This is a genomic window from Bradyrhizobium sp. cir1 (assembly GCF_014198245.1).
Lineage (GTDB): Bacteria > Pseudomonadota > Alphaproteobacteria > Rhizobiales > Xanthobacteraceae > Bradyrhizobium.
Map to the genome: position 1 here is coordinate 144,272 of NZ_JACIHE010000002.1, position 11,178 is coordinate 155,449.

9 protein-coding genes are annotated in these 11,178 nt (G+C 58.2%); 6 read left to right on the top strand and 3 right to left on the bottom strand.

The genetic code is table 11. The features are described from left to right. Window positions 1-140: 140 nt before the first annotated feature. The gene (locus GGD63_RS05220) at window positions 141-827 is read right to left on the bottom strand and encodes a Crp/Fnr family transcriptional regulator (protein WP_183239831.1); all 687 of its coding nucleotides are present in this window, start codon (window positions 825-827) and stop codon (window positions 141-143) included. Between the two features lie 262 nt (window positions 828-1,089). Beyond that, window positions 1,090-2,055, bottom strand: coding sequence for a LysR substrate-binding domain-containing protein (locus tag GGD63_RS05225; RefSeq protein WP_183239832.1), 966 nt, complete (start codon window positions 2,053-2,055; stop codon window positions 1,090-1,092). 214 nt (window positions 2,056-2,269) lie between these two features. On the opposite strand from GGD63_RS05225, the gene GGD63_RS05230 reads away from it, so the two are divergent. Then, on the top strand, window positions 2,270-3,439 hold the full coding sequence (locus GGD63_RS05230; protein WP_183239833.1) for a mandelate racemase/muconate lactonizing enzyme family protein: 1,170 nt from the start codon (window positions 2,270-2,272) through the stop codon (window positions 3,437-3,439). Next, window positions 3,372-4,451, top strand: coding sequence for a D-2-hydroxyacid dehydrogenase (locus GGD63_RS05235; RefSeq protein ID WP_183239834.1), 1,080 nt, complete (start codon window positions 3,372-3,374; stop codon window positions 4,449-4,451). The genes GGD63_RS05230 and GGD63_RS05235 overlap by 68 nt, the downstream gene beginning before the upstream one ends. Window positions 4,452-4,454: 3 nt before the next feature. Here GGD63_RS05235 and GGD63_RS05240 read toward each other — a convergent pair whose 3' ends face one another. Further along, window positions 4,455-5,447 carry a LysR substrate-binding domain-containing protein gene (locus tag GGD63_RS05240; RefSeq protein WP_183239835.1) on the bottom strand — a complete coding sequence of 331 codons (993 nt, stop codon included), beginning with the start codon at window positions 5,445-5,447 and terminating at the stop codon, window positions 4,455-4,457. A 225-nt stretch (window positions 5,448-5,672) separates the two neighbouring features. On the opposite strand from GGD63_RS05240, the gene GGD63_RS05245 reads away from it, so the two are divergent. The 4 genes from GGD63_RS05245 to GGD63_RS05260 all read left to right on the top strand — a co-directional run bounded on the left by GGD63_RS05245 (window position 5,673) and on the right by GGD63_RS05260 (window position 11,178). Continuing rightward, window positions 5,673-7,223: an ABC transporter substrate-binding protein gene (locus tag GGD63_RS05245; RefSeq protein ID WP_183239836.1), complete on the top strand. Its 1,551-nt coding sequence runs from the start codon at window positions 5,673-5,675 to the stop codon at window positions 7,221-7,223. A gap of 72 nt (window positions 7,224-7,295) precedes the next feature. Then, complete coding sequence (locus tag GGD63_RS05250) at window positions 7,296-8,246, top strand: ABC transporter permease (protein WP_183239837.1); 951 nt, start codon at window positions 7,296-7,298, stop codon at window positions 8,244-8,246. A gap of 8 nt (window positions 8,247-8,254) precedes the next feature. Continuing rightward, complete coding sequence (locus GGD63_RS05255; protein ID WP_183239838.1) at window positions 8,255-10,144, top strand: dipeptide/oligopeptide/nickel ABC transporter permease/ATP-binding protein; 1,890 nt, start codon at window positions 8,255-8,257, stop codon at window positions 10,142-10,144. Then, entirely contained in the window at window positions 10,144-11,178 is a 1,035-nt protein-coding gene (locus GGD63_RS05260; RefSeq protein ID WP_183239839.1) for an ABC transporter ATP-binding protein, read from the top strand. The genes GGD63_RS05255 and GGD63_RS05260 overlap by 1 nt, the downstream gene beginning before the upstream one ends.

Below are 11,178 nucleotides of genomic sequence, written 5' to 3' on the forward strand. Positions count from 1 at the left end.
TCTCCGGTGCGGCACCAATCTCCTGGATGCACGGCAGGTCTGAAGTTCTTGCAGGTTGGCCAAGCCGGAGACTGTCACCTACGAGAGAGTTGCGGCAATGCGGGCGCGGTGCTCATGAGATGAGCCGATATTTCGTTTTACTAGAGAGCGACACTCTCCGGGTCGATCTCGGGTTGCCGAGCGGCAGCTTTTCCATATGCATTTGAGATTGTGCTGTAACAGCCGCACGCTCGCTGTTCGAGGGATTGGCGCTCTCGTACCTCGAGAAGGCCGCGGGCCTTTCGGACCAATCCGAGGTCTTCGAACCGCATCAACGCTTCGGTTACGGAAGCGCGGCGCAGGCCGAGGATATAGGAGAGATGGTCGTGTGTTATCGCAAATGCCTCGCCGTCCAGAAAGTCGCAAGCAAGGCAAAGCCAGCATGCGAGGCGTTGCTCAAGCTGGTGGCAAACGCCACATAGGGCTGTTTGAGAACTGTGGATCATAAGAGACTGGAGATAACGCAACAGGTGTTCGCGAATCTTCGGCCGCTCGGCCATTGTCCGCAGCAGCTCGTCCCTGTGAATTCGGAGAGCGGTTCCTGGTACTAAAACGACCGACTTGTGGATGGAGAGCCGGCCCCCAAGAGCAATCGATGCGCCGGCGACACCTTGATGACCCACCATTGCGGTTTCGAGGGTCCTTCCTTTCGCAAGTGTCATGAGCGAAACCAGGCCCGACTCTATGAAATTGATGTGCTCTATGGGTCTGTTTGCTTCATTTAATACCGCGCCCTTTTCCAGCAACACGGGCTGCAAGAACGTGCGGAGAGGATCGAGATCCGACAAGGATAACGTCGTGAGGATTCTGTTCTTGATTGGTGGTCGCGCCAAAAGGTCGGAAAGCGAAATTGCATCGCTGTGAGACGGATCCTGAGACCAGTTGATCTTTGGTGCGTGTTCCACAATCAGCCATTGCGATGAAATCGATCACTGGACTGTGAAGACTAGAGATCACGCAATGCAGGTCAAATTCCAATAATTTTCGGTCGTATTCGTGCTGGTTATAGGCTTCGCCTTGCTAGAACCGCACGCGGACGTCGCGCCCGCGTCAGCGGAGAGGGCTGGGGGCGGTTTTGCGTGCAAGAGGAGTCGGCTTCCTTTCGACCGCTCCTAACTCCGCAATCAGACGTGCGGCGGTTGCCTTCGTCTCCTCTACGAAGTTTGAAATGAGATCCAGGTTGCGGACATCGCGGCCATAGCACAACAGAAAATCCATCGGCGTTTCTGGTTCAAATGGTCTGGCAACCAGGTGTTCCTCCATGCCTGCAAGAAAAAGAGGGTGCACAAGCGAAATGCCAAGCCCGGCGGAGACGAACCGGCACACCGTGGGATTCATGTCGGCTGTCAGTACGACATTGGTGTGCACGCGGTATTTCTCGAAGATGCCTGCAATCTTTTGCCCGGTATAGGAGTCTCTGTTGAATGAGATGAACGGGATGTCGTTCAGGTGCTCCGGGTGAATCACCGGAAATCGAGAGAGTGCGTGCCCGATTGGCATGATACAGAGCAATGGATGCTCAAGCAAAGAATCAGTAACCAGGTGAGGATTGTCAATTCGGGCGCTCACAAGGCCAACATCGAGCTTGCGCGTGAGCACGTATTCCGCGATCCACTGTGAAGTCAATGACTGAACCGAGCAATAGACCTTCGGGTTGCACTTCAGGAAGTTCATCGTTGTGCGTTGGATGAAGGCGCCCCCGAGACCGGGAATTGTCCCGATGACGAGCTTGCCCTGGTCTTCACGGCGTATGTGCGCGATCGCGCTTTCCACTTGCCGGACGCCTGAAAAGATCCGATCAATCTCTTCATAAAGGCGCAGGCTCTGGGCGGTTGGCGCCAAACGCCCCTTGTAACGATCAAAGAGCTTGAGGCCGGTGTCACTCTCGAGATGCATCAGGAGCTTACTCGCTGCCGGTTGCGAGATGTTCAACACCTCTGCCGCTCGACTTACGGTTCCGTGTTCGATCAACGCCTTGAAGATCTCGATCTGACGAAGATTGATGGCGCGTGGCATGCTATAACCTTGAGAATAGCCGATGCATCGTTCCGCATTTGATATCATACCATCCGCTTGCTCGTTCCCGTCAACCTCATCGACTTGATCGAATTCAAAAATCAGCGGACCGGAGCGCTATTCGATAACCTTTCTGAATAGGTTCAGTTGTCCTTGATATTGGACCCGACCCCGCGGTCTCCATACGGTGCGCGCGATCAAGTTGGAGAAACTGATGCGGATTACGGGATTCAATATCTTCAAGGCAGGTATCGATGGGCGTACACCCGTCATCAGTGAGGCGCTCACCGACGAAGGAATTTCGGGACTTGGCGAAGCGGCCTTGGCGTATGGTTCGGGTGCAACTGCTGTTTGCGAGCTTATTGCCGAATTCGCCGCGCGGTTCGTCATCGGCAGGGATCCATTCCAGATCGAAGCAATCTGGAGCGATCTCTACGACCATACGTTTTGGGCCAAGGGCGGCGGACCCATTGTCTTCGCAGCTATTAGCGCTATCGAACAGACTCTCTGGGATATCAAGGCGCGTGCGCTGGGGGTACCGGTTTTCGAGTTGCTAGGCGGCAAATATCGCGACGAAGTGCGTGTCTATGCGAACGGCTGGTCTTTTCGCGCCACCACTCCGGCGGAGATCGCCAAAGCGGCAGAAACGGCAGTTTCACGTGGATATGATGCTCTTAAACTTTATCCACTCAGCCAGGTCGATCCGCAACATCCAAACGGAATATTCAAGCACGTCTCTTTGCGTCACTATGATCGTGCCATGCGCGATCATGCCGTGGACATGGTCCGCTCGGTGCGCTCTGCAGTTGGACCTGCGGTCGATATCATGGTTGATATGAGCGCCGAACTCACGACTGACGCCATAATCCAGGTTGGCCGCGCCCTTGAAGAGTTCGATCTTATGTTTCTTGAGGAGCCGGTCGATCCGACGAATGTCCAGGCTCTGAAAATCGTTGCAAACAAGCTCGACACGACCATCGCGGTCGGCGAGCGCCTTTATACGCGCTACGGCTTCCGCCCGGTCATGGAGGCGCAGGCAGCTGGTGTACTGCAGCCGGATATCGGTAACACCGGAGGCATTATGGAAACCAAGAAGATTGCGGCTATGGCCGAGGCCTATTCGATGCGGATCGCTCCACATATCTGCGCGGGCCCGGTGGCGTCTGCTGTCGCGTTGCAACTCGATGCGGCCATTCCGAACTTTCTGATCCAGGAACTGTATCCCTTCCGCGTTCCCGAGCATTTTGCGCTAGTCGACAATCCCGTCGAACCACAGGTTCGGAACGGCAAGGTAACCATCCCGCAGACACACGGCTATGGCGTTTCTCTCGATCGCAAGCGCATCGAGCCATACCTTTATCGCCAGGTTCGGGAAAGGGCGTAAACCGATGGTAACGACCGCTCCCAGGGCTTGGGCCTCGGCACCGCGGATTTATGTCGAGAACGTCCGCGGCCGCGATCCAGCGTACAACGTCAGCGCTGAGGCGATTCTGAGAAGCCTTCATTCGGTCTGCCGTCCGGCTGAGCTGACTTGTTGCTTTTCCGACGAGCGTAATCTGGAGGCCTTGCGCCGCGCCGACATTCTCGTTGCAGGCAGACTTGATACAGAAGTCATCCGGTCTGATGCCAGAGATCTGAAACTGATCCAGTGTACCAGTGCCGGCGTCGAGAATTATGCGCCTTTCAATTGGCTCTTACCCACAACTGCGCTGACCAATGCCAGCGGTGTTCATGCTGCCAAGGTCGGCGAATTCGGCCTCATGGCGGCGTTGATGTTGCACGAGCGGGTGCCGTTGATCGCTACCAACCAGCGGTTCCATTCCTGGAAGAGGCAGCTGCGTGGTGTGGCCGCCGGACGCCGCGCACTGATCTATGGCGTGGGAGCGCTCGGCGGGGCAGTCGCCGAACGGCTGCATTCTGCCGGCTTCCATGTGAGCGGCATCCGTCGTAACGGCAGGCAGCATGCCGCTGTCGACCACATGACAACGCCCGACTGCTTTCACAATGAACTGGCGCAAGCGGATATTTTGATCCTGGCTTGTCCGCTGACACCGGAAACGCGGGGAATCATGGGCGAACGCGCATTCGCTGCTATGCCGAAGGGCGCAAGTCTTCTCAATATCGCCCGGGCCGGTGTGATCGACCACGCGGCGCTTGTTTCGTCATTGGTCAGCGGACATCTGTCCGGTGCCATTCTGGACGTGTTCGAAAAAGAGCCGCTGCCGGCCAATGCCCCCTTGTGGGACGTACCCAATCTCATGGTGTTTCCTCACGTTTCAGCGGACGCACCCGACGGATACGTCGATCGTTGCCTTGCAATCCTGGCCGACAACCTCGAACGAGCAAGCTCGGGGCGTCCGTTACGAAATACGATTGATCCGCAGTTGGGCTATTAAGCGTTAAGCGAGCGGATTGCGGATCCAGGGCCCGGGCTCCGTCAGTTGCCCAAAGGCGCGCTCGCCCTCACCGTTGATGAAGACGTCGAAGCGCTGCATGAGTGTGTGCAGGAATGGGACTGCCATCTTGTGCGAGACCGAGCGAAACGCCTCGACCGCGCCGGTGATCGGACGGTCCGGTGCATAGATCATCATCGTCTTGAATGTGATCTTCGGGAGGAAAGGGCGGACCACCAGGCTATCTGCGGCGACGGTATCGAGACAGTAGGGATTGATCAGACCGACCCCCATGCCTTGCTGAACCATCTGGCAAATCGACAGGGCAAAATGAGTCTCGGCAACGACGTTGCGTGCGATGTGCAGGTCATCGAAAAGCTTGTCTATCCGACGCCGGGCACGATCGGCATGCGACAACGAAATGAACGGCTGATCGGCCAGATCCGCCGGCTTGATAACTGCCTTTCGCGCAAGATCATGCCCGCGCGGCAGGGCGCAAACCGCGGGTGGTAGGGTAAACTGCTCGGCGAACACTCCGGAAATATCGATCTCGTCAGCGCCAAAACCAACGTCGATCTGTCCCGCGGCGACCAGATCGCGCACCGTATCGGAGTTTGCGACCTCGAGATTGATCGTTGTCCGCGGGTACGTTTCATGGAAGCTCCCCACGACATGCGGCACGAATGAGAAGCCCAACGCCGGTAACGCGCCCAGCTTCAAGGTGTCAGATCGATAGTTGCGAATGTCGTCTGCAATTGCTCCGAGACGGCTGAATGATTGGAACGCGCGACTGACCTCCGCGTGAAAGAGCAAGCCCTCCCGGGTCGGAATCAGGCGGCCGTTGCGCCGTTCAAACAGCTTCAATTTGGTGGCATGTTCCAACTGCTTGATCAGGCGACTGATTGCCGGCTGCGAAACCGCGAGCATTTCGGCCGCGCGGGTCGTAGCTCCCATAACCACGACGGCATGGAAGGCCTCGAGCTGTCTATGATTGATCATAGGTATAACATATCTGAATAGGCTACGATCAATACGCTATTTGTGCCGTTCGCGAAACCAACTCTAATAACCTCATATTGGGAGCGGAAACAGAGGTCTATTCTATGACCCGCGATCCGAAATTCCCAATAGCAATTAGAGCACAACGACCGACGTCGCCAGGTTTTCCCGAGGTGATCGGCGAGGGGGGGGGCGCATGCACGCCATTCCGAGGAAGATTGAGTCATGACACAGATTGCTTTCGTGCCATCCGTAAGCCGACGCCGCTTTGTGGGGGCAGCGAGCGCCATGACGATCTTGTCGATCGCTGGAGCGCCTATGGAAGTGGCTCGCGCTGCGGCCAAGGGCACGCTCCGTTTCGGCCTGTCGTCTTTCCCTCCCAGTTTGAACCCCTTCGAATATTCCGGGACGGCGGCGCTGACCGTCAAGCTGGTGCTCTATCACTCCCTCCTGTCGTATGGTGCTGACGGCCTGGTGCGCCCCGAACTTGCATCTGACTACAAGCAGGTCGACTCGACCACCTATGAATTCAACCTGCGGGAAGATGCGGTCTTTCACGACGGGTCGCCTGTCGAAGCGGAGGATGTGAAGTTCTCCTACGAAAGCATAGGCGCTCAAAAATCCACCGCTTATCTACGCCAGGACTTTCAAATCATCGACAAGATCGATGTGACCGGCCCGAAGACTCTACGGCTTACATTGAAACAGCCCAATGCCGTCTTCTCCCAGGTCCTCGCAAGCGGATATGCGCCCATTGTGTCGCGTAAATCCGCCGCTTCCAATTTCATTGGTGCAGGACCCTATACGCTCCAGGGCATCGACCGTGGAAGCGCCATTACGGTCAAGGCGTTTCCGGCTTACTATCGCAAGGACCTGCCGAAGCTCGAGGTCATCCGTTTCGTCGCGATGCCAGACGAAAGTTTGCGGATGGCCGCGCTCGAGTCGGGCGACATCGACATCATCGAATATGTCTCCACCCAGAATATGGGCCGTCTCGAGCAAGGAGCGTCGACGCATGCTGCCTCAGTCGATGGCCCTTTCATGTACTTGTTGTTCAACACAAAGGAGGGGCCGTTTACCGATGTGCGGCTCCGCCGTGCCGTGAGCTACGCCATCGATCGAGCCGCCGTCAGTTCGTTTGGCTTCTCGGGCATGGGTAAGCCGATCGATGGATTGCCAGTACCGACCGACCCGGCCTACGATCCATCCCTCGTCAAGGAGCGCCTTGCCTATGATCCAGTAAAGGCTCGAGCGCTGCTGAAGGACGCTGGCGTTTCCAACCTGACCATCCAGCTTTTGTCGACGTCGCAATATGCCCAGCACAACGACACTGCCATCGTCGTGCAGCAAAATCTCGCCGCGGTCGGCATCAATGCCAATATGCGCCTGCCGGACTGGGCCTCCCGTGTTTCGCTCGGTAATGAAGGCAAGTATCATCTGGCTGTCCAGGGCACTTCTGGTGCCTACAACGATCCAGACGCCGTTACCGGGTACATTGGCGGGGGGCAGCCGGCTTCCTACACGCGACCCTTCGGTTACGAGAATGCCGAGCTCGACAGATTTCTGGACGAAGGGCGCCGGGAAATGGATACCGCCAGGCGAGCCGCCATCTACGCGAAAGTCGAAAGGTTGGCGATTGCCGACGTTCCGATCATTCCGCTCATCTGGCGCCCGCAAGTCTGGGGCGTCCGCAATGCGGTCAAGGGATTCGCTCCGTTGCCGGGCTTTCTCTCATTCCAAAGCGCATTGAAGCTCGAAGAGACCGAGCTGAAGTGACTCTTGCTGGAAAAAGGGGCAGCCTTTGGTTTGCCGTCCCTGAGGCCTGCTCTTCCGAACACCGGAGCTTCCATGAACTACTTCGTCCGCCGGGCAGGAACTGCTCTGGCAACGCTGTTCGCCGTCGCTACATTGATCTTTCTGACGCTTCATTTGGTACCGGGCGATCCGGCCGAGGTCCTGATGACCAGCGGCGGAATGGCACCCAGCCGGGAAGCCATCGACGCGTTACGCATCAGCCTCGGCCTCGACCGGCCCCTCTGGGACCAATATTTGGCGTATCTGGCGAGGATCACCAGCGGCGATCTCGGAACTTCCTTTCAGGATCATGCTTCGATCAGCGCAGAGATCATTCGGCGACTGCCTCGCACGGTTGAACTGATCGTCTCGGCCGCGGTGGCTTCGGTTCTCATCGGCATGCCAGCGGGAATCTTGGCCGCCCTGCGTCGCGGAAGCTTTTGGGACGGGCTGCTCTCTTCGCTCGCAAGCCTCGGGCTCTCGTTACCTATCTTCGTTACCGGAACGCTGATGATCCTTGTCTTTTCACAGACGTTGCGGCTCGTCCCTGCCGGCGGCTACGCCGACTTTACCGAAGATCCTTTGAAGCACGTCGTCTATCTCGCAATGCCGGCGATCAGCATCTCAGTCGGGCTCATCCCGGTCGTCTTCCGTATGACACGAACCTCAATCCTCGAATTCCTGGAGCGCGAGTGGGTGCGTACCGCGCGCGCTAAAGGCCTCACCGAGCGAAGTGTCTTGTTGCGTCATGTCGTTCGCAACTCGCTCTCACCGGTGATCACGGTGCTCGGCCTCCACATTGGCACGCTGCTTGGCGGCACAGTCCTCGTCGAATACGTCTTTAACTGGCCTGGTCTCAGCGGAATGCTGGTTCAGGCTGTAGAACAGCGGGACTATCCTGCGGTCCAGGGCATTGTCCTGGTCATCTGCATTCTCTTCGTGTTGATCAATATGGGCGTAGACCTGCTCTATGGACTGCTCGATCCACGAGTCCGTGCTCGGTGATTGTGCGAATGTCAAAATACTCCACCCAGATACTGGCTATCGGCTTTCTGGCGGTCGTTATCGCCGTCGCGATCCTCGCGCCGCTATTGCCGATCGCTGATCCAGTTGCCATGGACGTACTGAATCGTCATGCCGGATTTAGTGCCAGGCATTGGCTTGGCGGAGATGAATTTGGCCGTGACACATTGAGCCGGATCATTTTCGGCGCCCGTGCCTCGCTCTCGGTGTCGATGATAGCGGCTCTTCTTGGCGGCACCGTTGGCGTGATCCTTGGTCTGATCGGAGGCTATTTTCGCGGGTGGCTCGAGATCCTCGCGATGCGGCCTCTCGATATCATCCTCTCGTTTCCGCCGATGTTGCTGGCGCTGCTAACCGTCGCTCTGATCGGGCCGGGTACAGAAACACTGACCGTGCTGCTGGCAATTCTGTTTGTCCCGGCCTACGCGCGGGTCACCTACGGAGAAGTCCTGTCCGTCCGGACGCTTGAATATGTGGAAGCAGCACGGGCACTGGGACATCGTTCGGGCCGAATCCTGTTTCGTACCATCCTGCCCAACGTTATCGGACCGATCCTGGTGCAATTCTCACTCGTGGTCGCATCCTGCATCCTGCTGGAATCCGGCCTCAGCTTTCTCGGTCTCGGTGTTGTTCCGCCCGACAGTTCGTGGGGCGTGATGATTCGCGGTGCGCGCCCGTATATGTATCAAGCGCCCATGCAGCTCGTATGGCCGTGTGTTGCTCTCATTCTCACCATCTACTCGATCAATCGCGTCTGCGACTTGCTGCGCGACCGCCTGGATCCGAAAGCATCGGTCCCGACGTTTCAGTCGCCGAGCCGTTTTCGCAGCCTGCGAAATCGTCCCTTGCGGATAGATCCACCGAGCATTGCTGAGGGAAAGCGGCTCGAAGTGAAGGATCTTGTCGTCGAAATCTCGACCCCAGGCGGCGTGATCCGTGCGCTTGACGGAGTTTCCCTGTCGGTAGAGCCCGGCCAAACGGTAGCGTTGGTCGGCGAGTCCGGGTCCGGAAAATCGATGACGGGGCTGGCGATCATGCAGCTCTTGCCAAGCCGGATCGGCCGCATTGCCGACGGGCGCGTCCTCTACTCGCCGGGTGATCGCGACAAGGCCCATACGATCGACCTTTCACAGGTGCCGGCGGAGAAGTTTCGCTCCTATCGTGGCCGCGAGATCGGTATGGTCTTCCAGGAACCGATGGCCTGCCTCAACCCGGTCTACACGATCGGTTTTCAACTCGAGGAAGCGTTGCTGGTGCAGCGCGAGATGACCCGGGATTGCGCCCGGCGGCAAGCCGAGGAGGAACTGCGCAGAGTGGGCATTCCGGATCCAGCGCGGCGACTGGACGAATATCCCCACCAGCTTTCCGGAGGCATGCGCCAGCGCGTTGCCATTGCGATCGCGCTGTGCGGACGCCCAAAGCTCCTGATCGCCGATGAGCCAACGACCGCGCTCGATGTGACCGTGCAGGCGCAGATTCTCACTCTGCTCGATGTGATCCGCAAGGAACAGGCGATCGGGATGATCTTCATCACGCACAATCTCGGCGTTGTCGCCGAAGTCGCGGACAGGGTTGTGGTGATGTATTGCGGTCAACCTGTTGAACAAGGCACCGTGGATGAGATCTTCTACAATCCTCGCCATCCCTATACGCGAGGCCTCCTGGCGAGCGTGCCGAGAGATGATGAATCGGACGACGACAGTGCGACACAACTGATATCAATCCCGGGCGCGGTACCGAGCCCGACGGCATTGCCGCCCGGTTGTCGGTTTGCGCCCCGCTGCGTTCACGCTGTCGACGATTGTAATCGTGGCGTCCCGCTGATTGAGGCGGTCAACGACGGTCATGAGGTCCGATGCATTCGCTGGAGGGACATCTGATGTCCGGGAACCCCATTCTGTCCGTCAGGAACCTCACCAAGTATTACGGTGGCTCACGCAGCTTTTTCGACAAGACGATTCCGCCCGTGCGTGCGGTCGCTGGCGTCAACTTCGATATCGCGCCCGGCGAGGTGTTGGGCCTCGTCGGCGAATCAGGCTCGGGGAAGAGCACCGTCGGTCGCACCGTGTTGCGGCTCCACGAACCCAGCTCGGGTCGTATCGTGTTCGACGGTGCCGAGATTACGCGGATCAGCGCATCGCGTATGCGCGCCTTGCGCCGCGAGATGCAGATCATCTTTCAAGACCCGTTCGGTAGTCTCAATCCCCGATCGCGCGTGGAGCAGATTATCGGCGAGGCGGTCGATCTCACGGGTCCTCGATCCCGGGAGGAGCGACGCCAGCGCGTGGTCAAGATGCTTGAACAGGTTAGCCTGACACAGGAGCACCTGCGCCGGTTTCCCCACGAATTCTCGGGCGGGCAGCGACAGCGCCTGTCAATCGCCCGAGCCCTGGCCGCCCAGCCGCGCTTTATCGTCGCCGATGAGCCGGTGGCTGCGCTCGACGTTTCGATCCAGGCGCAGATCATGAACCTGATCGCTCATCTTCAGCGCGAGACCAATGTCGCCATGCTCTTCATTTCGCATGATCTCGGCCTCGTCAAATTTATCGCGGACCGCGTCATGGTCATGTATCTCGGCCGCATTGTCGAAATGGCGTCGGTAGAGTCTCTCTACCGTCGGCCGCGCCATCCCTATACCCGTGCGTTGCTTGCTTCCGCGCCGGTCGTCGATCCACGTACGGCGCGGGCGCGGCCCCGGGTTCTGTTGCAAGGCGAGCCTCCCAGCCCCGCCGATCCGCCAAGTGGCTGCGCCTTTCGCACGCGTTGCCCTTTTGTCCTGGAGGCCTGCGCGTCGAGGGTTCCAACGCTACGTGAAGTGAGCAGCGGCCACTCGCATGCATGCATCCGCGATGACATCGCGGCTGCTGCGGCAGTGGCTGCCACCGCATCCCCCGTCCAACCTGAAGGAATATAG

Bases quoted from the DNA above. Each gene is read 5' to 3' on its own strand.
- GGD63_RS05225 (WP_183239832.1), bottom strand. From the start codon at position 2,055: ATGCCACGCGCCATCAATCTTCGTCAGATCGAGATCTTCAAGGCGTTG.
- GGD63_RS05230 (WP_183239833.1), top strand. From the start codon at position 2,270: ATGCGGATTACGGGATTCAATATCTTCAAGGCAGGTATCGATGGGCGT.
- GGD63_RS05235 (WP_183239834.1), top strand. From the start codon at position 3,372: ATGGCGTTTCTCTCGATCGCAAGCGCATCGAGCCATACCTTTATCGCC.
- GGD63_RS05240 (WP_183239835.1), bottom strand. From the start codon at position 5,447: ATGATCAATCATAGACAGCTCGAGGCCTTCCATGCCGTCGTGGTTATG.
- GGD63_RS05245 (WP_183239836.1), top strand. From the start codon at position 5,673: ATGACACAGATTGCTTTCGTGCCATCCGTAAGCCGACGCCGCTTTGTG.
- GGD63_RS05250 (WP_183239837.1), top strand. From the start codon at position 7,296: ATGAACTACTTCGTCCGCCGGGCAGGAACTGCTCTGGCAACGCTGTTC.
- GGD63_RS05255 (WP_183239838.1), top strand. From the start codon at position 8,255: ATGTCAAAATACTCCACCCAGATACTGGCTATCGGCTTTCTGGCGGTC.
- GGD63_RS05260 (WP_183239839.1), top strand. From the start codon at position 10,144: ATGTCCGGGAACCCCATTCTGTCCGTCAGGAACCTCACCAAGTATTAC.